This window comes from Halalkalibacter oceani, from assembly GCF_023715705.1.
GTDB classification, from domain to species: Bacteria; Bacillota; Bacilli; order Bacillales; family Bacillaceae_D; genus Halalkalibacter; species Halalkalibacter oceani_A.
In genome coordinates this window covers 104,811-129,411 of record NZ_JAMBOS010000005.1, presented here as the reverse complement: position 1 = coordinate 129,411, position 24,601 = coordinate 104,811, and the positions used below count along the sequence as shown (strand labels likewise).

At 46.5% G+C, this 24,601-nt stretch carries 22 protein-coding genes and 2 pseudogenes; 19 read left to right on the top strand and 5 right to left on the bottom strand.

The genetic code is table 11. The features are described 5' to 3' along the window. Positions 1–16 precede the first annotated feature (16 nt). Positions 17–418, bottom strand: a complete 402-nt coding sequence (locus tag M3212_RS07070; protein ID WP_251193386.1) for a secondary thiamine-phosphate synthase enzyme YjbQ — start codon at positions 416–418, stop codon at positions 17–19. A gap of 151 nt (positions 419–569) precedes the next feature. Here M3212_RS07070 and M3212_RS07065 point away from each other — a divergent pair, with 151 nt between their 5' ends. Then, positions 570–1,178 (top strand): polysaccharide deacetylase family protein, encoded by a 609-nt coding sequence (locus M3212_RS07065; protein ID WP_251193255.1) that lies wholly within the window; start codon positions 570–572, stop codon positions 1,176–1,178. 34 nt (positions 1,179–1,212) lie between these two features. On the opposite strand, the gene M3212_RS07060 is transcribed toward M3212_RS07065, so the two are convergent. From M3212_RS07060 to M3212_RS07050, 3 genes and pseudogenes are all read right to left on the bottom strand, one after another. After that, complete coding sequence (locus M3212_RS07060; protein WP_251193254.1) at positions 1,213–1,353, bottom strand: hypothetical protein; 141 nt, start codon at positions 1,351–1,353, stop codon at positions 1,213–1,215. A gap of 120 nt (positions 1,354–1,473) precedes the next feature. Next, positions 1,474–2,358 (bottom strand): annotated as a pseudogene (locus M3212_RS07055) (zinc-binding dehydrogenase); the annotation flags it as partial. Positions 2,359–2,532: 174 nt separating this feature from the next. Then, a pseudogene (locus M3212_RS07050) lies at positions 2,533–2,781 on the bottom strand (alcohol dehydrogenase catalytic domain-containing protein); the annotation flags it as partial. Between the two features lie 110 nt (positions 2,782–2,891). Between M3212_RS07050 and M3212_RS07045 the strand changes: the two are divergent. Beyond that, positions 2,892–3,206, top strand: coding sequence for a hypothetical protein (locus tag M3212_RS07045; RefSeq protein WP_251193253.1), 315 nt, complete (start codon positions 2,892–2,894; stop codon positions 3,204–3,206). A 46-nt stretch (positions 3,207–3,252) separates the two neighbouring features. Here the strand turns inward: M3212_RS07045 and M3212_RS07040 are convergent, their stop codons facing one another. Then, the gene (locus tag M3212_RS07040) at positions 3,253–4,353 is read right to left on the bottom strand and encodes a CdaR family transcriptional regulator (protein ID WP_251193252.1); all 1,101 of its coding nucleotides are present in this window, start codon (positions 4,351–4,353) and stop codon (positions 3,253–3,255) included. A 379-nt stretch (positions 4,354–4,732) separates the two neighbouring features. Here M3212_RS07040 and M3212_RS07035 point away from each other — a divergent pair, with 379 nt between their 5' ends. From M3212_RS07035 to larB, 17 genes are all read left to right on the top strand, one after another. Further along, positions 4,733–5,866 (top strand): glycerate kinase, encoded by a 1,134-nt coding sequence (locus M3212_RS07035; RefSeq protein WP_251193251.1) that lies wholly within the window; start codon positions 4,733–4,735, stop codon positions 5,864–5,866. Positions 5,867–5,889: 23 nt separating this feature from the next. Next, entirely contained in the window at positions 5,890–6,963 is a 1,074-nt protein-coding gene (locus M3212_RS07030; protein ID WP_251193250.1) for a 2-keto-3-deoxygluconate permease, read from the top strand. Between the two features lie 132 nt (positions 6,964–7,095). Further along, positions 7,096–8,358: a nickel-dependent lactate racemase gene (larA, locus tag M3212_RS07025; RefSeq protein WP_251193249.1), complete on the top strand. Its 1,263-nt coding sequence runs from the start codon at positions 7,096–7,098 to the stop codon at positions 8,356–8,358. Between the two features lie 169 nt (positions 8,359–8,527). Continuing rightward, the gene (locus tag M3212_RS07020; RefSeq protein ID WP_251193248.1) at positions 8,528–9,028 is read left to right on the top strand and encodes an RNA polymerase sigma factor; all 501 of its coding nucleotides are present in this window, start codon (positions 8,528–8,530) and stop codon (positions 9,026–9,028) included. Then, positions 9,018–10,175, top strand: a complete 1,158-nt coding sequence (locus M3212_RS07015; RefSeq protein ID WP_251193247.1) for an anti-sigma factor — start codon at positions 9,018–9,020, stop codon at positions 10,173–10,175. The genes M3212_RS07020 and M3212_RS07015 overlap by 11 nt, the downstream gene beginning before the upstream one ends. Before the next feature lie 225 nt (positions 10,176–10,400). After that, complete coding sequence (locus M3212_RS07010; protein ID WP_251193246.1) at positions 10,401–12,257, top strand: sigma-54-dependent Fis family transcriptional regulator; 1,857 nt, start codon at positions 10,401–10,403, stop codon at positions 12,255–12,257. A 134-nt stretch (positions 12,258–12,391) separates the two neighbouring features. Then, positions 12,392–13,666 carry a four-carbon acid sugar kinase family protein gene (locus M3212_RS07005; RefSeq protein WP_251193245.1) on the top strand — a complete coding sequence of 425 codons (1,275 nt, stop codon included), beginning with the start codon at positions 12,392–12,394 and terminating at the stop codon, positions 13,664–13,666. An 11-nt stretch (positions 13,667–13,677) separates the two neighbouring features. Continuing rightward, entirely contained in the window at positions 13,678–14,697 is a 1,020-nt protein-coding gene (locus M3212_RS07000) for a TRAP transporter substrate-binding protein (protein ID WP_251193244.1), read from the top strand. 126 nt (positions 14,698–14,823) lie between these two features. Further along, positions 14,824–15,306 (top strand): TRAP transporter small permease, encoded by a 483-nt coding sequence (locus tag M3212_RS06995; RefSeq protein ID WP_251193243.1) that lies wholly within the window; start codon positions 14,824–14,826, stop codon positions 15,304–15,306. Then, complete coding sequence (locus M3212_RS06990; RefSeq protein WP_251193242.1) at positions 15,303–16,577, top strand: TRAP transporter large permease; 1,275 nt, start codon at positions 15,303–15,305, stop codon at positions 16,575–16,577. The genes M3212_RS06995 and M3212_RS06990 overlap by 4 nt, the downstream gene beginning before the upstream one ends. 34 nt (positions 16,578–16,611) lie before the next feature. Then, positions 16,612–17,862, top strand: a complete 1,251-nt coding sequence (locus tag M3212_RS06985; protein ID WP_251193241.1) for a lactate racemase domain-containing protein — start codon at positions 16,612–16,614, stop codon at positions 17,860–17,862. Between the two features lie 222 nt (positions 17,863–18,084). Further along, positions 18,085–19,527 carry an aldehyde dehydrogenase family protein gene (locus M3212_RS06980; protein ID WP_251193240.1) on the top strand — a complete coding sequence of 481 codons (1,443 nt, stop codon included), beginning with the start codon at positions 18,085–18,087 and terminating at the stop codon, positions 19,525–19,527. 124 nt (positions 19,528–19,651) lie between these two features. Continuing rightward, complete coding sequence (locus M3212_RS06975) at positions 19,652–20,857, top strand: hydroxyacid-oxoacid transhydrogenase (RefSeq protein WP_251193239.1); 1,206 nt, start codon at positions 19,652–19,654, stop codon at positions 20,855–20,857. Positions 20,858–20,879: 22 nt separating this feature from the next. Continuing rightward, positions 20,880–21,878: a 4-hydroxythreonine-4-phosphate dehydrogenase PdxA gene (pdxA, locus tag M3212_RS06970; RefSeq protein WP_251193238.1), complete on the top strand. Its 999-nt coding sequence runs from the start codon at positions 20,880–20,882 to the stop codon at positions 21,876–21,878. A 23-nt stretch (positions 21,879–21,901) separates the two neighbouring features. Next, entirely contained in the window at positions 21,902–22,882 is a 981-nt protein-coding gene (locus M3212_RS06965) for a 2-hydroxyacid dehydrogenase (RefSeq protein WP_251193237.1), read from the top strand. A 133-nt stretch (positions 22,883–23,015) separates the two neighbouring features. After that, positions 23,016–23,852, top strand: a complete 837-nt coding sequence (gene larE / locus M3212_RS06960) for an ATP-dependent sacrificial sulfur transferase LarE (protein ID WP_251193236.1) — start codon at positions 23,016–23,018, stop codon at positions 23,850–23,852. Beyond that, a complete protein-coding gene (gene larB, locus M3212_RS06955) occupies positions 23,849–24,598 on the top strand; it encodes a nickel pincer cofactor biosynthesis protein LarB (RefSeq protein WP_251193235.1) in 750 nt (249 codons plus the stop codon). Before larE ends, larB begins: the two co-directional genes overlap by 4 nt. The last annotated feature ends 3 nt before the right edge of the window (positions 24,599–24,601 follow it).

Here is a 24,601-nt window from a genome sequence, read left to right as displayed (position 1 = left end):
TGTCTCCGCTCCGCATTTATCCAGCAATCACCTTGACGACAAAGGAGCGCGTTCTTGGTCCGTCGAATTCGCAGAAGTAGACGCCCTGCCATGTGCCGAGGAGGAGCTGGCCTTGGGAGAGAATCAATGTTTGGGCGTGACCGACCGTGCTCGTTTTTAGGTGGGCGGCGGTGTTTCCTTCGGCGTGGCGATCCTTGGGGTGGTGCCACGGGTAGATTTCCTCAAAGCGGCGCAACATATCTGTTTTGACATCGGGATCGGCATTCTCGTTGACGGTGATTCCGGCTGTCGTGTGGAGCGAGGAGACGACGACGATTCCTTCCTTTACATTGTTGTCGCGCAACCATTCACTGATTCGGTCAGTGATATCAATCATTTGATCGCGTGCTGTTGTCTTCAATTGAAATGTGGCTTGCATCTTCTTCATCCTTTCTCTCTACCGTTCTTTCTCTTTATTTAAGCAAAAATAGTGCCGGATAAAAAGGGGTAAGGCAGGATGATTGAGGGATACTTGCTGTATAATAAAGGGAAAGATCGTGAGGTGGTAAACGATGTGTACACCATGAGTAGTGACAGATCAGGTCGTGTACGATCTGCAGGATGACAGGTGGCTGACAAATCGAAATCAACTGACCCCGACGAGGAAGAAAGTGGTTCTGACCTTTGACGACGGTCCAGGCCGCCATCTCATAAGGATATTGGATATTTTAGCGGAACGGGAAGCTCCGGCGATGTTCTTTTGGCTAACGCGGACGTTCTACGAGGCAAGACCGTGGGAACGGGTGATTGACGAAGGGCATATTATCGGCTCCCACTCGCACAAGCATCAGAACCTGTGCAAATTAACGAGAGAGCAGCAATACAAGCAAATCAAAACGAGTGTCAAGCAGCTTGAAGCGGTCACCGGGGAAACGATCAGGCATTTTCGCCCGCCATTCGGGCAGTTTAACGAGGAGACGATGGACATCCTTGAGGAGCTTAGCTTGCTTCCGGTTATGTGGGAAATCAGCTCCTATGATTGGCAGCTTAAGGAGCAGCCTGAGAAGATAAACGACAACGTCGTCAGCCCTATAAAGGATGGCTCGATCATTTTACTCCATGAACTGCCGCAAACAGCTGCCGTGTTACCGGATATCATTGATGAAGTCCGGAAAAAAGGATTTGATTTCATCGTTTAAAAAGGAAAAGCGGCTACTCATCGTATCGAGTTGGTTACTCCTTGATTCCTTCCAGCCATTCGCTGTAGCAGTGGGGGCAAAGAGCTTTGTCGACATGCTCGTTCTGGTAAATGAATAAGCCATGATGATAGCTGTCTTCAAATGTATCATCACAATAAAAGCATTGTTCTTCCATCGCTTTGATCCTCCTAAAAAAGTGATACTACTATTTTTTTCAACTTGGCGGATTTTATCCAGCACAAAAAACCTGTCCCATGGCGGTTCGCCCTTTTGAGACAGGTTTTTTGTGAGTGAATTAAGGCTTTAACACAACTTTAATACAGTTATCTTTTTTCTTATCGAAGATGTCGTAAGCAGCAGCGGCATCTTTTAGGCTTTCTTTATGGGTAATAATGTCGGTCGGATCGATTGTGCCTTTTTCAACCATTTGATAGAGCTCCGGCATGTAATGGATCACCGGGGCCTGCCCTGCTTTTACTGTAATATTGCGTGAAAAGATCGAGTGCAGCGGATATGCTGTGGCCGGAGCCCCGTAAACGCCGGTCAGTTGGATCGTGCCGAATTTTTTCACCGAGTGGGCGGCGGTAATAATCGGATCAATAGAACCGACCTGTCCGGTCAGCGTTTTTAAATGTTCCTTCAGCGAAACATCGCCGTCCATCCCGACACAGTCGATCACGACTTCGGCTCCCCCTTTCGTGATCTCGTGCAGGTGCTTGCCGATATCTTTATAGTCTTTGAAGTTATAAGTCTCGACATTGTTTGTTCGTTTGGCGTGCTCAAGCCGGTAGGAAACATGGTCGACGGCAATGACCCGCTTCGCTCCTTTCAGCCAGGCGAACTTCTGGGTCATCAGGCCAATCGGCCCGCTTCCGAGGATAATCACCGTGTCTCCGGGCTTGACATCCTCGACGCTCCAATAGGCGGTAGGCATCACGTCCGAGATAAAAAGCAGGCTTTCATCTTCGAGCTCACTGCTCTCCGGCACAACAAATGAAGTAAAGTCGGCATAAGGAACGCGCATGTATTCCGCCTGCCCGCCCGGATAATTTCCAAACATCTCGGAATAGCCGAAGTAGGCGCCGCTATCTTTGTGCGGATTCGAATGATCACATTGACTTTCCATTTGATTTTGGCAAAAATGACATTCGCCGCAGCTTACATTAAACGGGATCACGACCGAGGCCACTGAAAAACCTCTTTTTCCGTAACTCGAAGAAGTGTAATGGCTCCGCGCGTTGCGCGCCTTGCTACGAGAAACCCACTCGTAGCAAGGCTTTCAAAATCAGGCAACGGCTACGCTCATTACTAAAAAGCTGCTGGAAAAGTGGAAATCGTACTTTTTCAGCAGCTTCATCACGACCCGATCCCCTTTTTTAACGTTCTTCACGTCCGGTCCGACTTCTTCGACAATTCCCATCGGTTCATGACCGATAATATAATCTTTGCTCAATGGAATCGAGCTATGATATAAATGAAGATCAGATCCACAAATCGACGTTGACGTTATTTTAATAATCATATCATCCGGCTTTTCAATAGCAGGATCATCTACTTTTTTTACTTCAACTTTCCCTTTTCCCTGATTTGTTAAGGCCAGCATTTGATCGACACTCCTTCTCTCGGAAATTAGTATTTACATGCCCGTATTCCCATCCGGTTAAACGGGAAAGTGAAAATGAGAGCCTGAAGATGAAAGCAAGGGGGAGAATAATGTTTAAACGGTTTGGCGTTGTCGCTTCGCTCGTTTTGATAGGTCTTTCACTGTTCTTGCTGGTCAGCGGGCTGCGGCATGATGATGGAAGCTTTGTTAGAAATGTCGTGTTATTTCTGTTATTGCCAGGCTTTGGCGGGTTGTATGGAACGATAAAAGGGAATGGAAACCTGATGCTGGCGGCGTTCTTGCTTTCTTTACCGCTTTGTCTTTACATTTTGCTGGTGGGGAACGGAGCGATATTCAAACTCTTTTTTCTTCCGCCTGTTCTTTATCTCATCAGCCTCATTTTGAAGCGGGGGAAGAAAGCATAAAATAACGAGTGGGTCGCCGTTTGGCTATCCACTCGTATTCGCATCGTTACATCTTTTCTTCTTCGAGATGAGCGGCGATCCAAATCGCGATTTGCAGCGTAACGGCATCGGCAAATAGCTGTGGATCGTAGCCTGTTTTTTCTTTTATTCGCTTTAGCCGATACATCAGCGTGTTGCGGTGAACGAAGAGGGCTTGCGCTGTTTCGGTTATGTTCAGATTGTATTGAAAGAACGTTTGCAATGTTTCCTTCGTTTTTGGCGTGAGCTGCGGAAACACCCGCGTCAGAAAACGGGATTTTGTCAGCTGATCGAGCTGGTAGATCAGCGCCTCTGTTTCAATGTCCTCATAGGAGACGAATGTTTTGGAGCCCGTGCGAATCCGGAGGGCAAGCTCTGCTTCTTTGAAGGAAATTGCGACCGCTTCAAGTTGCTCAGCAGGTGTGCCGTAGCCGATCTGGCAGCGGACATTGGCTTTTGTCAGCATCTCCTTCACGGCTTGCAGCTTTTTTCGTAAGCGCTGCGGCGTATAGCCCGAGGTAAGCGCGAATATTTTGCTCCCCTCATGGAAGCCGACGAGTGAACGATCCGGATAGATGATTTGCTCAATCTGCTTCAAAATAGTTGTATCAGCCAGCTTCTCCTGCTGCAAGTCAATCAAAAAAACATGGTACGGCGCATGAAGCTGAATCGCTAATTGCTTAAGCTGTTGCTCGATCGGCTCCGCATTTATTGGAGGATTGAGCAGGGCGGTGAAGGTGTCTTCCTTCAAGCGCTGCTGCCATTCCTGTTTTGAGGCCATCGAAGCCTGTTTGATCATCAGCTCGGTTGTCATTTTTACTAAATCACCAAATTCCTCGACATCCTCTTTTTGCCCGGTAATGCCGATCGCCCCGACGATAGCGTGCTGGAATTCGATCGGGAGATTAATGCCGGTTTTACTGCCGGGAAGGTTTTTTTCATTTTCCGCTGTAATGACCAATGGCTGTCCGGTTTTAATCACCTGTAGACCGCCGGCGTGGAAAAGACCAACCCGGCTTGGGTCTCCCGAAGCGATAATGATACCATCAGGATCAATGATGTTAATGTTCCGCTTTAAACGATCCATCGTTTCTTTAACGATTTCTTCTGCGATTTCCTTTGTTAGCACAGTAACCACCTCGGATGTTTCAAAGCTGCTGAAAAAGTACGATTTTCACTTTTGCAGCAGCTTTTTTCGTAATGAGCGTAGCCGTTGCCTGATTTTGAAAGCCTGGCTACGAATGGGTTTGTCGAAGCAAGGCGCAACGCGGAGCCATTACTCTTCTTTAAATTGCGAAAAAGGAAGTTTTTCAATGGCTTCGGATGTTTCTAGCCATTTCATTTTAGGTGTTTCGCCTAAAAAAGACAACAAAAAACGACTTTTTTTTGTGCACAGAACACGAAGATTTATTGATGTAAACGCTGTATAATGAAAACTAATCAAGAGGAAAGTAATTTGAATATAAAGTCAAATCTTTGAAAGCGTTATCTTCTGTGGGGGTGGAGAGATGAAAGTCATTGTCGCGCCGGATTCATTTAAAGGCAGCGTTTCCGCGATGGGAGCCGCCAAAGCAATTGAAAAAGGCATTAAACAGTATCTCCCGGAGGCGGAAACTGTATTAATTCCTGTCGCCGATGGAGGAGAGGGCACGATGGACAGCCTTGTCGCGGCCACAGGTGGAAAAAAAGTTGAGCTTGAAGTAACAGGGCCTTTAGGAGATCCAGTCCGCGCCGCGTACGGTCAGCTTGGGGACGGAAGGACATGTGTCATTGAAATGGCCGATGCGTCCGGTTTATATCTTATCCCTCCCGAACGAAGGGATCCGATGAAAGCGACTACATTCGGCACGGGTCAGCTCATTAAAGCTGCGCTCGATGCCGGCTGCCGTGAATTTATTTTAGCGGTGGGAGGAAGCGCGACGAATGATGGCGGTAGTGGCATGCTGCAGGCGCTCGGGATGAAGCTTTTAACGAAGGATGGTCATGAGGTCGGTTTTGGCGGCGGCGAGCTGGATCAAATTGCTACGATAGACGACCGGGAGTTTGACGAGCGAATTACAGATTCAACTTTTCTGCTGGCCTGTGATGTTCAGAATCCGCTCATTGGTCCAACGGGAGCGTCTCACATATTTGGCCCGCAAAAAGGAGCGACACCTGAGATGGTGGAGATTCTCGATAAAAAGCTGTCTCACTGGGCTGATCTTGTCGAAGCCCAAACAGGGATCGCCCTTCATAACAAGGCCGGTGCAGGAGCGGCAGGCGGGATTGGCGGAGCGTTTCAGGCGTTCTTTTCCGCGGAAATGAGACGGGGAATCGACATTGTCATTGAATATACCGGACTAGAGGAAGCGCTTGCCGGAGCCGATGTCGTGATAACTGGCGAAGGGCAGATTGATTATCAGACAGCCTCAGGGAAAACACCGATGGGGGTCGCCCAGGCGGCGCAGAAGCACGGGATTCCGACAGTTGCCTTTGCCGGTTCAATTGGAAAAGGCATCGAGGAGCTTTACCAGTACGGGATTCAAAGCGTGCACAGTATCGTCAATGGACCGATGTCACTGGCTGATGCGATGAACAAGGCTGAACAGCTGCTCCAGCAAAAAGCGGAGCAAGTGATACGGACGATGTATCCCAATCAATAATTAAGAAGACAGGAGTGAGAAAGATGAGAATTAAACAATCAATTGAAAAAGTACCGGGTGGGCTGATGGTTGTCCCTTTGATGCTTGGGGCACTGATTAATACTATTGATCAGATGCATATCCCGTTTATTATGAATATTCTTCAAGCGCTGGGTGCGGCGCCGAATGCGGATGGTAACTATGAAATGCTGATGATCGGTGGCTTTACCGAAGAACTGTTTAAAACAGGAGCATTGACGTTGATTGGTCTCTTCCTGTTTTGTGCCGGAAGCCAGATGGACTTGCGCGTCGGTGGAAGAGCATTAAAAAAAGGAATTTTGCTTACGACGTCTAAGTACTTAACAGGTCTTGCCGTCGGTTTACTCTTTGGTTATTTCTTTGATCCAATGAATGGTCTGCTCGGCCTATCCACAATCGCAATTATTGCGGCAATGACGAATGGAAATGGCGGGATGTATGCTGCTTTAACTGGACAATATGGAAACAGATCAGATGTTGGCGCGGTGTCAGTTCTTTCTTTGAATGATGGGCCGTTTCTAACGCTGATGGCGCTTGGAATGATGGGGTCAAGTTTCCCTGTTATTGCCTTCATCGCTGTACTGTTACCAATTGGTATTGGGATGTTACTTGGGAATCTCGATCCTGAAATCCGTGATTTCTTACGTCCGGGAGAGTTGCTACCAGTACCGTTCTTCGCTTTTGCTTTGGGAGCCGGAATGAACCTGGCAAACTTCTTTAATCCGGATGTTGTCGGAGCAGGGGTTTTACTTGGTGTTATGACAGTCGTTCTGACAGGGGGAGTAGGTATTCTCGTCTTCAAGCTATTTAAAGAAAAGAGCCAAATTGCTCCGGTCGCTGAAGCGTCAACGGCAGGGAACGCGGCGGCGACACCTGCGGCAATTGCGGCCGCGGCCACAGTCGCCGCTAACTCAGGGATGATGTCGGCTGCGGAAGCGCAAAGTTATCATGATATTGTTAATATTGCGACAGCTCAAATTTCCTTGGCGACTCTTACGACAGCTGTCCTCTGCCCAATTGCCGTTATTCTGATGGATAAATATCAACGAAGTAAAGGAATTGATGGTAAGCAAGAGTAGAATAATAACAGGTGAAGAAAGGGATAAGCGCCCTTATTGGTGGCAGCCCCTGAGGTGGATAACACTTCAGGGGATTTCGCCATATTAAAGTGAGACAAGAAAAACAACATAATGAAAGACGAGGGATTTATGATGGAAACGACATTATTGTACGGAAAACAAGGGTTGACTATCACTGTGCCCGATGAAGCAACAATCGTGGAGCCGAAGGATATACCTAAGCTCGAGGATGATGAGGCCGCTGTTTTGTCAGCCTTACGCAATCCGATCGGGACGGCGCCGCTTCGTGAGATGGTCAAAGAAACGGATAAAGTGGCGATCGTTATTAGCGATATTACACGTCCAACACCAAATGAGAAGCTCGTCCCGTGGCTGATTAAAGAGCTTTCCCATGTGCCGCTTGAGAACTTTGTTGTGATTAATGGCACGGGCACGCATCGCGACCAAACAGAGGAAGAGTTCGTCCAAATGCTTGGGCAATGGGTCGTTGATAATATCCGCATCATTAACAATCACTGCCATGATAAAGAGAGCTTGAAAAAGGTCGGAGAAAGCCGCTTTGGCTGTGATGTGTATTTAAACAAGGAATACGTCGAGGCCGATTTCAAAATTGTCACCGGCTTTATTGAGCCGCACTTTTTTGCCGGCTTCTCAGGTGGACCAAAAGGAATTATGCCGGGCATCGCCGGGATCGAAACGATCATGACCTTTCATAACGCAAGAATGATCGGTGACCCGTTGTCCACCTGGGGGAACATGACAAATAACCCTGTCCAGGATATGACGCGCGAGGTAAACAGCCTCTGCAAGCCTGACTTTATGCTTAATGTCACGTTAAATAAAGAAAAGGAAATTACAAATGTGTTTGCCGGTGAACTATATGAAGCCCACGACGCCGGATGTGCGTACGTGAAGGAGCATACGATGATTGAATGCCCGGAACGTTTTGATGTAGTCATTACCTCAAATTCCGGCTATCCGCTCGATCAGAATCTTTATCAGGCTGTAAAAGGGATGAGTGCTGCCCATAAGATTGTCAAGAAAGGCGGAACGATTATTTGCGCGTCGGAATGCGCGGACGGGCTGCCGAATCACGGCAACTTCGGCGAGATTTTGAAGATGCGCAAAAGCCCGCAGGAAATTCTTGATATGATTAATGATCCCGAGTTTAAAATGTTTGACCAATGGCAAGTGCAAAAGCAGGCCGTAATCCAAGTATGGGCTGATGTCTATGTCTATTCAACGCTGTCCGAGCAGGATGTGGCCGACGCGATGCTCACGCCGACCAATAGCATTGAACAAACGCTCGAGCAACTAAAGCAAAAATACGGAGAGCAGATGACGGTCGCCGTCCTCCCGCTCGGCCCATTAACGATTCCATATGTGAATGAATAAATGGCAGAAGTCGTTCGCGAAGGTGAGAAGCACCTTTGGCGGTCGGCTTCTTTTTTTGCAAAATACATCATGACAGAAATGTTAAAGGGATGTGATCAGTTATAATGAGATTTTATATTTCCTGTTACCGTTTGGTCTTTTATTCGTTTTAATGATGAAGGGGGAGACAATGAAAGAATCTATTGATCGTCTTTATCAACATTATTTTCAAGAAATTTACCGATTTCTGTTCTCCCTTAGTCATGATCATTACACAGCAGAAGATTTGGTGCAGGAAACTTTTTTTCGGGCCTATCTTCATCTTGAGCATTATGATGGGGAAGCGATTAAATCCTGGTTGTTTTCTGTTGCATATCGAGCCTATATCGACTATTACCGAAAACAGAAACGAGTGGTGATCAAGGAGCAAGGTTATTTCTCAACGGTCTTCGACCAAAAAAGAGCCCTATTGGAGTCGCTTATTACGAAGGAGGAAATCAAGGAGATCATTACGCTGCTGGACAGCTTACCGGAGAAGCATAAAACGGCGGTGCTCCTCCACGATTTCCACGGGTTATCACAAGCTGAGGCGGCAGAGATTATGCATATTCAAAAAAGTCATTTCAAAGTATTGCTGTTCAGAGGAAGACAGGCGATCAGGCGCAGAAAGGCGGGAGATCATGAGCGATGAATTTAAACGAAAGCTTGAAGCATATGAAAAGGGAGAATTAGCTGAAGCGGAATTGGACGAATTTGAAAAAGAGTTGGATAAATTGGAAACATACCAGGAATTTTTGCATGAGGCTGACGAGCAAAGGGGCACAAAAACCGATGCCGCTCATGATAAGAGGCAGAAGAAAATTTTAAGACGTGGAAAATGGAAAGCGAGAATTCAAACAGCGTTAGTGGCGCTCTCATTGTTTATCGTGTTCACCATCTTGTCCGGGATTTTTACGGCGTTTTATTACTCGTGGGGAAAACCTGACCGAGTTGATCTGTATCGTAATATTATTGACCACACGCTTACGGTTACAAATCCATATGGCTATCTCGGAAGAACAAGTACGAGCACAAAGGCTTACTTTGGATTAGAGGCGACAAGAAATCTAAATAAAATGGTAGGTCATGATCAAATAATTGTCGGAGAAATGAAAGTGAATTTCCTTTTTTCGTTAATGGCTGTACCGGAGGAGCAGAAGTACGGGAGAGTATCACAGGATTGGCCGGCATTTACTTATCCAGGAGCAGGTCCAAGAGGAATGGCCGATTGGGCGCAGCTGGAGGAGCTGCCAGAAGGAACAGTCATTTCTGCTTATGTCTCTTTTTCTGAGCTACTGGAAACAAATGAAGTGCTGGATGCATTTGAAGGGAAAAACATGGATCTACTATGGCTCGCTGTTGATACTGGAATTGAATTAAATGAACGTACTGAAGGAATCATTTTTGAACCGATTGGTTTTCCGAGCTTCCCGATCTGGCATGATGATGATTTTATTGTCACAGAGAGAAAGGAAGAAGCGAGTGGATGGTTCGGAGGAAGCATCGTAACAGAAAGCGCATCTTCACCAGGATATGAGGGTGGTGATCAAAGCGTATTGCAGCAGCAATTTATGAAGACATTAGCTTTTCTGGAGCAGTATGAGCGTAAAGCTAACAATTTAGTGTTTGACAGGCTTCGACTGGCTGAACGGATTGAGTACCTCGATGAAAATGGATTTCAGCACTATGGAGCGGTTATCACGGGCCCGACAAAGGAACTATTACAGCTGCGGGATGAAGCATGGGTCTCAGAGTTAGAAGTTGATGAAGTCGCTTTTTGGAATTGGGAAGGCCGATAGAAAAAAAGGTCCAGTGATGAACGTGGTATGTTCATTTCAAGTTGCAGCACCAGAAGAATGTGAGAATACATAGGGGCCGGGCAAACGGGGTTAGACAACCATTTGCCCGTGTCCCTTTTCTTCTTCCGACGCTTCCTTGAGAGAATTTTGCCAGATAGTGTTGCAATAAATGAAATTATTCTATACAATCTGATTAATATTGCAACAAGAATTGGGGGAGTTAGATTGTGTAAAATCTTAGTGATCTCACCTTATGTCGGGTTGAAGGATCTCTTTCTTGAAGTGAACAAGGAGTTAAAAAAAGATTTAGACATTTTCGTCGGGAATTTATATGACGGCCTGGCGATTGCCCGTTCGGTTGAACACCGCCAGTATGATGCGATTATTAGCCGCGGGGCGACGGCCAAGCTTTTGCGCAAGCATTTTTCGATACCTGTCTTGGAAGTGCAGATGACGGGTTATGATATTTTACGAACGTTGACATTGCTGAACGGCTATAGTGGTAAAATCGGGATGATGACCTATTTGAACAAAATCCCGGGCGCGAATATGATCGGAAAATTGCTTAATATGGATTTAACCTTTTATCCAATCCTGGAAGAAGGAGAAATTGAAGGTGAAATTGAAAGGGCTTCCAACGAAGGGGTTCAGGTTATTATTGGCGATGTGATTTCGACAACGACTGCTGCAAAGTTCGGTATACAGGGCATCTTGATCTCCTCGGGGAAAGAAGCGGTCGTTGAAACGATTATGAATGCCGAGCAAACGGTCTACTATATGCAAAAAGAAAAGGAAAACTTGAAGAAGATCGAGCAGGTTTTTCATTATATCGATGATGGCGTTCTTGTATTTGATGAAGAAGGGCAATGCATTTTTTCGAATGAAACGGCTAGAAAGCGCTTTCGCCTTGTTGAGGAAGCCGGTCAGTTGAATGTCGGCAAGCTGAGCGAGCTTGTGCCTAGGTTGAACGATCTAATTGAGACAGAAGATGAAGCTGCTAAGGAAGTATATGAAGAGTTCGATAGCAGCTGCATCAGATGGAGAAAAGTCGAGCTGTCTGATGATGGATCTTCTGAGGGGTTCGCTTTGATCATGAAGGAGGAAAAGCGAAAGTTGACGGAACAAACACAGGAGCATTCGGCCTACTTTCATTTCAGCTCTCTCGTTGCGCGTTCGGAAAGCATGCATCAGCTTATTACAGTGGCAAAGAAAATCAGCCGCTCCGATTTACCGGTCATTATTTACGGGGAACCGGGAGTCGGAAAGGATAGTCTCGCCCAGGCGATTCATAATAATAGTGAGCGGGCTCAGGGGCCGTATGTCTTCATTAATTGTGAGGCCTATTCAGAAGGGCAGCTGGAACGGGAACTCTTTGGCATCCCGGGAGTAAATGGACATAAAGGAGCGCTTGAAACGGCGCATAAAGGAACGATCTTTATTGATGCGATTGGCTCGATGCCGCCGAGCATTCAAAGCAAGCTGCTGCTCGTTTTAATCTCAGGACGGATGAACCGGTTTCAGGAAACCGAATCGTTCCCGGTCGATATCCGCTTTATCGCGGCTCATCGCCAGCCACTGGAAGCGTATTTGCGTGACGGCCGATTCCGTGATGATTTTTACCACGCTTTAAACGGATTTACGTTGAAGGTGCCGCCATTACGGGAGCGGATGGACGATCTTGATGATTTGATCAGAATCTTCATTGCTTCCTGCAACACGTCGATGGGGAAACAAATCTCCGGATTACGAGAAACCGTATTAAATGAGTTGAAAACATTTCAATGGCCTGGAAACATCCGGCAGCTGAAACATGTCATTGAGCAAATGTGTTTGATGAGTGACGGTCCTTTTATCGAGAAAAAAGAGGTTCAAGCGCTTTTGCATAAGCTGAGGGAACAAGAAACCGAGAAGGTCCGGGAAACACCAGGACTTCAACTGGCCAATAAAACGTTGCACGAAATCGAGCAGGAAGTCATTTTAGCCGTTTTGAAGCAGGAGGAATACAATCAATCGAAGGCGGCTAGAAGACTTGGAATAAACCGTTCGACATTATGGCGGAAAATTAAACATATTTCGGAGTAAAAACAGAAAACGTTGCAAATTGCGACATTTTCTGTTTTTTATTGTATTGTAATTTGAAACAGCTATGGTCTATAATCAAGTAGGAAATGTTGAAAAATGATCACAATTATCAATTAGGCTTGAGGTGAATAAAAATGATAGTCATCGCAGATGATTTAACGGGAGCTAATGATACAGGTGTTCAGTTTGTCAAACAAGGGAAACCGACAATTGTTCATTTGACTTCTTTCATTGAATCACTTACTCAGACTGAGAAAGTAAACGTTATCAACACCGATTCCCGTTCCTTGTCTCCAGATGAAGCATATAAACGCAACCGAGAGCTTGCGAGGAAGATGAAAGGTGATCAACAACCTTTTATTTATAAAAAGGTTGATTCCACTTTAAGAGGAAATATCGGTCAAGAAATTGATGGCCTGATGGATGAATTGTCGTTTTCATTTTGCGCGGTCGTACCCGCATATCCGCAAAATGGAAGGCAGACGATTGGCGGCTATCATGTAGTTCACGGCACATTGCTTGAAGATAGTGAACTTGCAAACGATGTAAAGTTCCCGATGACGGAATCTTTCATACCTAATTTGTTAGCTGGGCAGACTAAGCGCAGCGTAGGATTTATCGGTGTGAAAACATTGCGTAGGGGCAAGCTGGCAGAAGAAGTAAACGCGCTTCTCGCTCGTGGAATTGAGGTAATTGTTTTTGACAGCGCTATTGATGCCGATTTGAAAACGGTTACTGATTTCCTGAAAACCCAAGAAAAGGTATTGTGGGTCGGGTCTGCCGGATTGGCACAAGCATTTACAAATGAACAAGCGCAGAAGCAAGCTTCCACTACTGTCGAGCAAGCTGAAAATACACCGCCGACGTTAACTGTTGCCGGAAGTGTAAGCACTGTCACAAGAAAGCAGATTGCATTTCAGAAGGAAAAAGGTGCTTTCGTTCAGGCGATTCACCCGCTTCATTTGCTGAAAGATGATCAGGAAGTATTGAGCAAATGGTTTGAAGAAGCAAAGCTAGTCATTGGAAACAACGAGGATCTTGTGATCACAACTGTTTTCACGCCGGAGGTTGCGGTTGAACTGGAGGCGTATATCGCTGAAGTTGGTATTGATAAGCTTGAGCTTGGAAATCAGATCGCCTCAACGCTTGGGACATTTGCAAGCAAGCTGATTAAAGAAGTGAAAGTAAGTGGACTGATCCTCACTGGTGGAGATATTGCCTATCAAACCTGTCTCCAACTTGACATCCATGCTCTGGAGGTCATGAAAGAAATTGAAGAAGGTATTCCACTTTCTAAAGTCGTCGGAGGTCCTTATGCTGACACGGCAATTGTCACAAAGGCAGGCGCATTTGGTCAGGAATCTTCATTGCATCATGCGATGGATATTATAAAAAACACATATAGGTAGGGGGAACTATCATGAAAAAATTACTTATGCTGGCGATGCTGGCAATGATGGTTGCCATCGTTGCAGCATGCGGTGGCGGCTCAGAATCAGAAGGTACAGACGGATCAGGTGAAGAAAGCAGCGGAGAAACAATCACGCTAAAAGTTGGTCACACATTGTCTGACACTTCTCATTATCAGGAAGGACTTGAATATTTCAAGGAAATTCTTGCTGAGAAAACAGATGGCCGTATGGATGTAGAAATCTTCCCGAACGGATCTCTTGGTGGAGAACGTGATATGGTGGAAGGTCTGCAAATCGGAAGTGTTGACTTAGTTCTAACGTCAACTGGACCAATGAGTGGATTTGTTGAAGAAATTACAATTGTTGATTTACCGTTCTTATTCCGTGATGCTGATCATGCTCACGCCGTTCTTGATGGTGAGGTTGGACAAGATCTTCTTGCTCAATTAGAAGGTATCGATCTTAAAGGTCTGGCTTGGTGGGAAAACGGCTTCCGTAACGTAACGAATAACACTCGTCCTGTTGAAAAGCCGGAAGATTTACAAGGATTAAAGCTTCGTACAATGGAAAATGACATTCACATGGCTGCTTTCCGTGAGCTTGGAGCAGATCCGACACCAATGGCCTTCACTGAGCTTTTCACAGCGATGCAGCAAGGTGTGGTAGATGGGAACGAAAATCCGATCCCGGTTATTTACAGCTCTCGTTTCTACGAAGTACAAAATTATTTAACGATGACTCGTCATTTCTACAACCCGTCGATCTTACTTACGTCGAATAGCTTCTTTAACAATCTTGAGCCTGAACTTCAAACAGCTTTAGAAGAAGCAGCGGTAGAAGCTGGAATCTTCGAGCGTGAAGTCGTTCAACGTATGGATGAAGAATACCTTAATGAGCTAGAAGAACAAGGTATGGAAGTCATCCGTGAGATTGATATGGAACCATTTATCGAAGCAGTTCAACCAGTTTATGACCAATACAGTGAAGTGTTTGGTCAAGAGTTAATTGATTCAATCAGAAATCAGTAATTTGTAACAATGTTGAGGGTGGCTCATGAAAGAAGGCTTCTGAATTTGGTGCTTCCGCTCGGAATATGCCATGATCGGACCGGCTTTTAAGAGTCACCCTCCTCCTCATAGGAAGGGAGAACAAAAATGCTCACGTTAATCAAAAACATCGACCGTCTAAACAAAGTTATCTTTTATCTCATTGGAATCATGTTGATTGTGATGTCAGCTACGATTGCTTATCAGGTATTCTCACGCTTTGCTCTTGGTGCATCGTTGTCATGGTCAGAGGAACTCGCCCGGTATTTAATGGCTTGGGTTGTCTTTATGGGTGCTGCCCTCGCAATCCGAAAAGGTGAATTAATCGGAGTAGAGGCAATTGTCGATCTTTCATCTGACAGCATTAAAAAAGTGTTGAAATTGCTCGTATGCATCGTTTGTGTCGCGTTCAGCATTTTTTTAATTGTTAAAGGAATTGAAATGGTTCAAGTGGTAGAAAATCAACGTTCTCCCGCTATGCGCATTCCGATGACATATGTCTATGCTTCCATACCGGTAAGTGGGGTTCTAATGGCGCTAAACTCCATCGTAGTAGCTATCGAGTTATTTAGAAAGGATGGAGAAAAATGATTTGGATTTTACTTGTTACGCTTGTTATCCTTTTTCTAATCAGTACCCCGATCGCGATTGCGCTCGGTTCAGCGACGGCGCTTGCTGTTATCTGGACGGGTGAAATGCCTGTCTTGGCCATCGTCCAGCGGATGTTCAACTCGGTTGATATGTTTCCGCTCATGGCGATTCCATTCTTTATTTTAGCGGGAAGCCTCATGGAAACAGGAGGGATTTCCAGACGTCTCATTAATTTTGCCAGTGCACTCGTCGGAGAAATGAAAGGCGGTCTTGCCGCTGTGGCGGTTGTGACTTCGATGTTCTTCGCCGCTATTTCCGGTTCCAGCCCGGCGACAGTTGCTGCGATTGGTTCAATTTTGATCCCGGCAATGGTGGCGCGTGGCTATCACCGTGATTTTGCGGCCGCCGTTCAAGCGACATCAGGTGGACTGGGGGTCATTATTCCGCCAAGTATCCCGATTATTCTTTACGGTGTAACAGCCGAGGTTTCTGTCGGTGACCTTTTCATTGCCGGAATCTTACCTGGACTTCTCGTGTCCTTTTCATTATTATTGCTGGTTTATTTTATTTCTCGTATAAAAGGCTACAAAGGCACGGAATCAAGCACGCCGAAGCAAAAGCTGGTAGCTTTTAAGGAAGCCGCACTTGCCTTGTTAATGCCGGTCATTATTCTGGGCGGTATTTACGGCGGGATCTTTACACCGACCGAAGCCGCGGTTGTTGCTGTCGTCTATGCCTTTATCGTCGGAAAATTCGTTTACCGTGAAATTACGTGGAAGAGCGTGATGGGAATCTTTTCGCGTTCTGCGGTTACAACCTCGATTATCATGATTATTATCGCCAATGCCGGGGTATTCGGCTGGTTGCTCACCCGCGAACGGGTGCCGCAAATGGTCGCAGAATCATTCTTGAATTACACAGAAAGCCCGATTATTTTCTTACTGCTAATTAACCTGTTGCTTTTATTTGTCGGAATGATTTTCGAAACATCAGCGGCGATTATTATTCTTGCGCCAATTTTAGCGCCGATTGCCGTTATGGTTGGAATTGATCCAGTGCATTTCGGAATTATTATGGTCGTGAACCTGGCGATTGGGATGGTAACTCCACCGGTTGGGGTCAACTTGTTCGTTGCTGCGCCGATAGCCGGCACCTCGTTGGAAAAGATATCACGGGCGGTGCTGCCATTTATTGCGCTGTTGATTATTAACGTGTTGATGATCAGCTTTATTCCGAAAATTTCTACAGTCTTGCTTGATATCTTTAAATAGTTCAAGATGAAAGAAAAGAATGGAGTGAAAGCGAATGAGTTTACCTAAAATCGTCAAGATTAAACAGCATTTTACCGGACCTGCCGTTGCCAACATTGATGATAAAGTGGCGGAGGAGTTTGAGAAGTCGGAAATTGCTGAACGTGTAAAGCCGGGTATGAGCATTGCCATTACCGCTGGAAGCCGGGGGATCGCCAATATCGCGAAGATTATCCGCGCTGCTGCCAATGAAGTGAAAAAGCTTGGCGGTCATCCCTTTATCGTGCCGTCAATGGGTAGTCACGGTGGAGCGACGGCTGAAGGACAAATTGAAGTGCTGGAAAGCCTTGGTGTAACGGAAGAATATTGTGGTGCTGAAATCCGCTCTTCAATGGAAGTAGAGGAAATTGGCGAGACAGAAGCCGGCATTAAAGTGTACATGGACAAAATTGCCTATGAGTCTGACGGGGTGATCCTCGTTAACCGGATTAAGGCGCACACTGATTTCTCGGCAAACATTGAAAGTGGTTTGATGAAGGTCGCTTCAATTGGGCTTGGTAATCATAAGCAGGCTCAAGCGATCCACACGCTTGGTGTTGCCGGGATCCGTGATCATATGCCGCTCGTCGCCGAAGAGATTTTCAAAAGTGGCAAGATCCTGATGGGGATCGGCATCGTTGAAAATGCTTTTGAGGATACGGCTGAAATTGAAGTGATTCCGGTGGAGAAGATCAAGGAGCGTGAACAAGCGCTGTTGGAATTTTCGAAATCGCTGATGCCGAAGCTTCCGGTTGATAACATTGATATTCTTTTTGTTGATGAAATCGGTAAAAACTATAGTGGAACCGGAATGGATACAAATGTGATCGGTCGCCTTCGCATTTTACATACGAAGGAACCGGAAACGCCGCAGATTGATTATATTATCGTGTCCGATTTAAGCGAGGCTTCTCATGGGAACGCGCTCGGAATCGGTCTCGCTGACCTGACGACAAAGCGTTTCTTCGACAAGATTGATTACCAGAAGATGAATGAGAATGTTATTACGAGTACGTTTTTGAAGCGGGCGAGCGTGCCGATTGTCCTCGGAAGCGATCGCGCGGCAATTGAAACGGCCCTGCGCGGAAGCTGGGGCAAAAAAGCGGAAGAAATCCGTTTTATGAGAATTCCGAACACCCTCCATCTTGAAGAGCTGTATGTTTCAGAATCATTATTGCCTGAAATCGAGAAGCTTGATAATGTAGAAGTAATCGGGCAATTGACGGAGATGGAATTCGATGGAGAAGGGTATTTTAACGGATTTTAATTGAGTGATTTCGGGCTTACCATGTCGACCGGCAGGAGAGTTCATAAGAAAGTCTACCTTTCGGGTAGATTCGAGGAAGGGCGTCAGCTTCGCGCGTTACGCGGATGGCTGAAAAAAAGCTCGTTTTTAGCCATCCTTAAAAGATGTAACGGCTTCGCACGCCGCTTCTAAGAAAAGCCGCTACGCGGTTTTCTTAAACCAAATCATGAGGAGGACGAACAAATGAATACACAAACAGACAAGGTGGTTACGTACGGGAACCTGGTAGATGGTCAATGGATCGAAGGAACTGAGACATTTACGGTCGAAAACAAATACACTCATGAGCCTTATGCAGAAATTGCGAAGGCTGATAAAGAGCTAGTCGAAAAAGCTGTCGCGAACGCGAAAGAAACTTTTAAATCAGTTAAACTTCCTGCCACAAAGCGCTATGAAATTCTGATGAAAGCGGCACAGCTTTTCGGTGAGCGTAAAGAGGAGATCGCGCTTGCGATTACGAGAGAAGTCGGAAAGACGATTAAGGATGCACGCGGTGAAGTGGAGCGCGGAATCGCGACATTTATCGCATCTGCTGAGGAAGCAAAGCGTATCACCGGCCAAGGTATGCCAATTCACGGACAGCCTGGAAACGAAGAGAAAATGGCGTTTTCTATCCGTGTTCCTGTTGGCGTTGTATGTGCAATCACCCCATTTAATTTCCCTTTTAATTTAACTGCCCACAAAGTTGCTCCGGCGATTGCGGCCGGAAATACGGTTGTGTTGAAGCCTGCTGAAAAAACGCCGGTCTCCGCAATCAAGATGGCAGAAATCCTCCTGGAAGCCGGTTTGCCAAAAGGCTTCTTAAATGTCGTGAATGGCTTCGGTCACGAGGTAGGTCCACTTTTACTGGAAGACGAGCGCATCGCGATGTACACGTTCACAGGCAGTCCGACTGTCGGAAAAATGATTAAGAGTCAGACAGGGATTCGTAAGGTGACTCTTGAATTAGGAAATAACTCCCCGAATATTATTCATCATGATGTTGCTGATCTTGACCGGGCTGTCGAGCTTTGTGTATCACGAGGATATGTAAACTCCGGGCAAGCTTGTATTTCCGTTCAGCGTGTGTATGTTCACCGGGATATTTACGAAGAAGTGCTGGAAAAAGCGAAAAAAGTCGCAGAAGCATTTGTCGTTGGTAATCCAGAGGATGAAGCAACGAACATTGGACCGATGATCAGCATCAATGAAGCGGAGCGTGCTGAGAAATGGGTGCAGGAAGCAGCTGAGCACGGAGCGCGCATCATCACGGGCGGTAAGCGCGACGGAGCATTATTCCAGCCAACTGTATTGACCGACGTAAAAGAAGAAATGAAGGTCATGTGTGAAGAAGTGTTTGCTCCGATTGTAAGTATCATTCCTTATGATGACATTTATAAAACATTCGCGGCGGCGAACGACTCAAAATTCGGTTTGCAAGCCGGTTTCTTTACTTCAAATCTGGAGCTGGCAATGAAGGCTGCTCAAGAGCTTGAATTCGGCGGTGTCAACATCAATGATGTTTCGACTTTCCGCGTTGATATCCTGCCGTATGGCGGTGTGAAGGACAGCGGTGTCGGCAAAGAGGGTCCACGCAGCGCAGTGGAAGAAATGACCGATGAGAAGTTAATCACCATCCAGCTTTAAAACAAGATAGATTGGAGCTGTCGTTTCCTTCCTGTTCCGAAGGAGGGAAGATACCCTTCGGAGCAGGATTACATAACAGCTTCTTGGCATGGATATACAAACAAACTTGAAGGGATGAGCGAGAATGAGAAACACGTGGGAGTATTTTTCAACTGAAAATATTATTTTTGGAAATGGGGCCATTACGCGACTTGATGGCGCATTAAAGCGATTAAAGGCCAAAAATGTTTTTGTTATCACTGACAGAGGAGTTGCCCAGGCCGGCATTTTGGCTAAAGTAACTGAGCAGTTGGATTTGCATGGCTACCAGACGGTCGTTTATGATAAAGCAATTCCAGAGCCACCGATTGACAGTGTTGTCGAAGCTTATGAGTTTGCGAAGTCGCAAATGAAGACAGATGTCATCATTGGACTTGGCGGAGGAAGCAGTATCGACCTAGCGAAGGTAGTTGCCCTGTTAATGGAATACGGCGGCCACCCAACGGATTATTTCGGTGGTGAAAACCTCGTCCCTGGACCGATTGCCCCGTTAATCGCCATCCCGACAACAGCCGGTACCGGTTCAGAAGTAACATCTGTAGCGGTTGTTACCGATACAGAGAACGACATTAAAGTAGGGATTTCCGATAACTTCCTTCGTCCGGCAGTCGCATTGCTTGATCCGGAATTAACGGTCGGATTGCCTCCTTATGTAACGGCATGTTCAGGAATTGACGCGCTTTCTCACGCTGTCGAAGCGTATACAGCGAAAGATTTCCGTTATATTCAATCAAAAGAAAAGCTTCTGTTCCAGGGTGCTCTACCAATTACAGACGCGCTTGCACTGCATGCGATCGAGCTTATTGCCGGTAACCTGGCAGTTGCGGTGCAACAGGGAAGTAATTTGGAAGCGCGCGGTAATATGCTGCTTGGAAGCCTGCTCGCCGGTTTAGCATTCTCAAACGCCGGAACAGCTTTGGCGCACGCGCTTGCGTACCCGATCGGCGGTAAGGCGAAATCGCCACATGGTGAACTGACAGGCCTGCTTCTGCCATATGTAATGAAGTATAATACAGCTACAGAGCAAGATAAAATGGTCAAAATTGCGCAGGCGTTCGGTATCGAACAAGGCTCAAAAACAACAAGGGAATATGCAGAAGCTGCCTCAGAAGCGGTTCTTCAGCTTCTGAAAGATATTAACCTTCCGACGAAGCTGTCCGAGATCGGCGTAAAAGAAGAAGATCTTGAAAGCATTGCTGAAAAAGCATTGCCAATCGAGCGTTTAGTTCGTAACAACCCGCGTGTTCCGAATCAAGCAAGCCTGGTTGAATTGTTAAAGCAAGCTTATTAATAGAGATGAAGGTGGAATGGACATGAGTGAAAAACCAAGAATTGCCATTACGATGGGGGATGGAGCGGGTGTCGGCCCTGAAATCATCATGCGATCTTTAGCCGATCAATCGATCTATGAGAGCTGCGCTCCATTCGTCGTAGGAGATGCGAAGATTCTCAAACGGGCGAATGAGATCGTCAATACGAACCTGACTGTGCGTTCGATTCAATCAGTCGAAGAGGCAGCATTTGAATATGGAACGGTGGATTGCATCGATTTAGATTTGCTCCCTGCCGATCTGCCATTTGGTGAAATTTCTGCCGTTGCCGGCGACGGTTCTTTCCGTTTCCTGGAAAAGGCGATTGCGCTCGCTAACAATGGAGAGATTGAAGGAATTTGTACCGCTCCTTTAAATAAGGAGGCTCTTCATAAAGGGGGGCATATTTTCCCGGGCCATACGGAGATTTTGGCGGAGCTCACCGGAACGAAGGACTTTGCGATGATGCTTTCCTCGCCAACGTTGCGAGTGATTCATGTCACGACACATGTCGGGCTGCTCGATGCAGTGAAGCTGATCAATCCAGAACGGACATATAAAGTGATTAAGCTTGCTGATGAAACATTGAAGCGTGCCGGAATTAAAGCACCGAAGATCGCGGTCTGCGGAATTAACCCTCACGCCGGTGAAAACGGACTTTTCGGCTACGGAGAAGAGGAAGAAAAGATTGTTCCGGCAGTGACAAAAGCGCAGGAGGAAGGAATCGACGTTGTCGGTCCACTTCCGGCTGATACTTTGTTCTTCCGCGCGAACCGCGGCGACTTTGATATTGTTGTGGCGATGTATCATGATCAAGGTCACGGTCCGATCAAAGTGCTTGGCTTAGAAGCTGGCGTCAACATTACAGTCGGTCTGCCGATCATTCGGACGAGTGTCGATCACGGAACTGCCTTTGATATTGCCGGAAAAGGAATTGCGAGCGAACAAAGCTTGATTGAAGCAATGCGTCAAGCGATTGATTTAGCACCGAAACGCGGGTAAGGGACGAAGGAGGAACTGGAGCTGTGAAGATTGTATTTACGAGAAAGATTCCGACTGAATTAGTAGAGCCTTTAAAAGAAAAATACGATATTTTTATGTGGGATCGGGAAAATGAACCGATGCCTCACGAGCGCTTGCTGCAGGAGATGAAGGATGCTGATGCGGTGTTTACAAACGTTGCCGATCGTATCGATAAACAGCTTATTGAGCAGTCATCTTCGCTTAAAGTAATTAGCACAATGGCGGTCGGGTATGACAATATTGATGTGGAAGCAGCGACGGCGCGTGGCATCGCGGTCGGGCACACTCCCGGTGTGTTGACGGAAGCGACGGCGGATTTAACCTTTACCCTGCTGGTTGCGACGAGCCGTCGTGTTGTGGAAGGCATGGATTTGATCCGGCGCAATGAATGGCAGAGCTGGGGACCGTTTTTGTTAACGGGCCAAAGCCTTTACAAAGCGACAATCGGAATCATTGGCATGGGGAGAATCGGACAAGGTGTGGCAAGGCGCGCCAAAGGGTTCGAGATGAATATTCTTTACCATAACCGCTCGCGCAAGCCGGAGGCCGAAGCAGAGCTGGGCGCTGTGTATTGCTCACTTGAGGAGCTGTTGCAGCAGGCCGATTATGTCGTATTGCTGGCTCCGTCGACTCCGGAAACGAAAAACATGATTTCACATGAGCAATTTGAGATGATGAAGGAGACGGCTGTTTTTATTAATACGTCACGCGGGACGAATGTTGATGAAGAAGCATTGTATCAGGCGTTAAAAGAAGAAAAAATCTTTGCCGCCGGCCTTGATGTTTTTGAAACTGAACCGATTTCAAACGATCATCCTTTGCTGACCCTTAACAATGTGATTGCCCTTCCTCATATTGGAAGCGCCAATGTCGAAACAAGAATGAAAATGGCCACCTTGGCGATTGAAAATATTGAAAAAGGCTTAGCTGGGGAGCGGCTGACTCATATTGTTAATGCTGAGATCTATGGAAAAGGTAAATAAGCAATCTTTCAATTCCCGTTCTATCCCGTACTTATGTTAAAATAAAAATAACGTATGATAGGAGCCTCTTTGACATAAAGAGGCTCTTGCCTATACAAACATAAGAGAGTCAAAAAAGGAGAGTGTAGGATAGATGGAACAAACCCATTCAACAGCAGAAAAGCTTGCGCATCTCGATGATATTTTACGTTCCATGGAGCGCGTGCTGGTGGCCTTTTCCGGAGGCGTTGACAGTACGTTTTTACTGGCGCGGGCCAAGGAAGTATTAGGGGATCAAGTTATTGCTGTTACAGCGGCTTCAGAAACGTTCCCGACACGTGAGTTTAATGAAGCGATTGCCCTGGCGCAAGAGATGGGCGTTAAATATATGGAAACCCAGGTAAGTGAACTGGCAAACGAGAACTTTGTGAAAAATGAACCGGATCGCTGCTTCCATTGCAAGGATGGCTTGTATCAGCATTTAAATGAGCTGGCGCAAAGGGAAGGGTATCCATTTATTCTCGACGGTGCAAACCGTGATGATGTCGGTGACTATCGTCCAGGGATGAAGGCGGCCCGCTCACAGGGTGTTCGAAGCCCGTTGCTTGAAGCCGGGTTGACAAAGCAGGAGATTAGAGATCTTTCCAAGGAAATGAACCTGCGAACATGGAATAAACCATCATTCGCCTGCCTATCTTCGCGCATTCCTTACGGCAAACGAATTACTCAGGAAGCGATTGATCAGCTTGATCTGGCGGAGGACTTTTTATTAAAGCTTGGTTTTTACCAGGTGCGCGTCCGTCATCATGAGAAGCTGGCGAGAATTGAAGTAATGCCGAATGAGCTGCAAAAAGTGATTGATTATCATGAAACGATTCATAAGCGTTTTAAAGAGATCGGCTTTCAATATGTAACGCTTGACCTACAAGGGTATCGTACCGGAAGCATGAATGAAGTACTGGCAGCCGGTAGTAAGGAGCAGAATGCATGAGCAATGAAATCAAGGAATGGCTGAAAAAGGTCGAGGCTGGAGAGCTTCGGGCAGAGGAGGCCTATGAACAAATAAAAGGCTATGAGGATATTGACGGCTTTGCCAAGATCGATGTTCAACGTGTAAAGCGTAAAGGCTTTCCCGAGGTGATTTACGGGGAAGGAAAAACAGCGGAGCAAATTCAGGCGATTTTCGCCCGTTTAATGACACATCATGAAACCGTTTTAGCGACGAGAATCTCACAGGATAAGGCTGAGCAGCTAGTGCCACAGCTGCAATATGTCACCTATGATGAATGTTCACGGACATTGCTCTATGACGAGCGCAAAAGCTTTGACGCCTATGGCAAAGTCGGAGTGCTGTGCGCCGGGACGAGTGACCTCCCTGTCGCCGAGGAAGCGGCGATTACGGCGCAGGCAATGGGGCTTGAAGTCGAACGCTTTTATGATATTGGGGTAGCCGGCATTCACCGTCTGTTTGATCAGCTTGAACAAATTCGTACTTGTGATGTATTAATTGTCGTTGCCGGAATGGAAGGAGCGCTGGTCAGTGTAGTCGGCGGACTTGTCCAACAGCCGATTTTGGCTGTGCCGACAAGCATAGGCTACGGAGCGAGCTTTAATGGCGTCGCCGCCCTTCTGACAATGCTTAATTCCTGCGCGTCAGGCGTCTCAGTTGTGAACATCGATAATGGATTTGGTGCCGCTTATCAGGCAGCGCTCATTTCAAGAATAACAAAAGAATAGGAG

What these genes read in the sequence shown, in the direction of transcription:
- M3212_RS07070 (WP_251193386.1), bottom strand. Translation starts at nt 418, where the DNA reads ATGCAAGCCACATTTCAATTGAAGACAACAGCACGCGATCAAATGATT.
- M3212_RS07060 (WP_251193254.1), bottom strand. Translation starts at nt 1,353, where the DNA reads ATGGAAGAACAATGCTTTTATTGTGATGATACATTTGAAGACAGCTAT.
- M3212_RS07045 (WP_251193253.1), top strand. Translation starts at nt 2,892, where the DNA reads ATGTTTAAACGGTTTGGCGTTGTCGCTTCGCTCGTTTTGATAGGTCTT.
- M3212_RS07035 (WP_251193251.1), top strand. Translation starts at nt 4,733, where the DNA reads ATGAAAGTCATTGTCGCGCCGGATTCATTTAAAGGCAGCGTTTCCGCG.
- M3212_RS07030 (WP_251193250.1), top strand. Translation starts at nt 5,890, where the DNA reads ATGAGAATTAAACAATCAATTGAAAAAGTACCGGGTGGGCTGATGGTT.
- larA (WP_251193249.1), top strand. Translation starts at nt 7,096, where the DNA reads ATGGAAACGACATTATTGTACGGAAAACAAGGGTTGACTATCACTGTG.
- M3212_RS07020 (WP_251193248.1), top strand. Translation starts at nt 8,528, where the DNA reads ATGAAAGAATCTATTGATCGTCTTTATCAACATTATTTTCAAGAAATT.
- M3212_RS07015 (WP_251193247.1), top strand. Translation starts at nt 9,018, where the DNA reads ATGAGCGATGAATTTAAACGAAAGCTTGAAGCATATGAAAAGGGAGAA.
- M3212_RS07005 (WP_251193245.1), top strand. Translation starts at nt 12,392, where the DNA reads ATGATAGTCATCGCAGATGATTTAACGGGAGCTAATGATACAGGTGTT.
- M3212_RS07000 (WP_251193244.1), top strand. Translation starts at nt 13,678, where the DNA reads ATGAAAAAATTACTTATGCTGGCGATGCTGGCAATGATGGTTGCCATC.
- M3212_RS06995 (WP_251193243.1), top strand. Translation starts at nt 14,824, where the DNA reads ATGCTCACGTTAATCAAAAACATCGACCGTCTAAACAAAGTTATCTTT.
- M3212_RS06990 (WP_251193242.1), top strand. Translation starts at nt 15,303, where the DNA reads ATGATTTGGATTTTACTTGTTACGCTTGTTATCCTTTTTCTAATCAGT.
- M3212_RS06985 (WP_251193241.1), top strand. Translation starts at nt 16,612, where the DNA reads ATGAGTTTACCTAAAATCGTCAAGATTAAACAGCATTTTACCGGACCT.
- M3212_RS06980 (WP_251193240.1), top strand. Translation starts at nt 18,085, where the DNA reads ATGAATACACAAACAGACAAGGTGGTTACGTACGGGAACCTGGTAGAT.
- M3212_RS06975 (WP_251193239.1), top strand. Translation starts at nt 19,652, where the DNA reads ATGAGAAACACGTGGGAGTATTTTTCAACTGAAAATATTATTTTTGGA.
- pdxA (WP_251193238.1), top strand. Translation starts at nt 20,880, where the DNA reads ATGAGTGAAAAACCAAGAATTGCCATTACGATGGGGGATGGAGCGGGT.
- larE (WP_251193236.1), top strand. Translation starts at nt 23,016, where the DNA reads ATGGAACAAACCCATTCAACAGCAGAAAAGCTTGCGCATCTCGATGAT.
- larB (WP_251193235.1), top strand. Translation starts at nt 23,849, where the DNA reads ATGAGCAATGAAATCAAGGAATGGCTGAAAAAGGTCGAGGCTGGAGAG.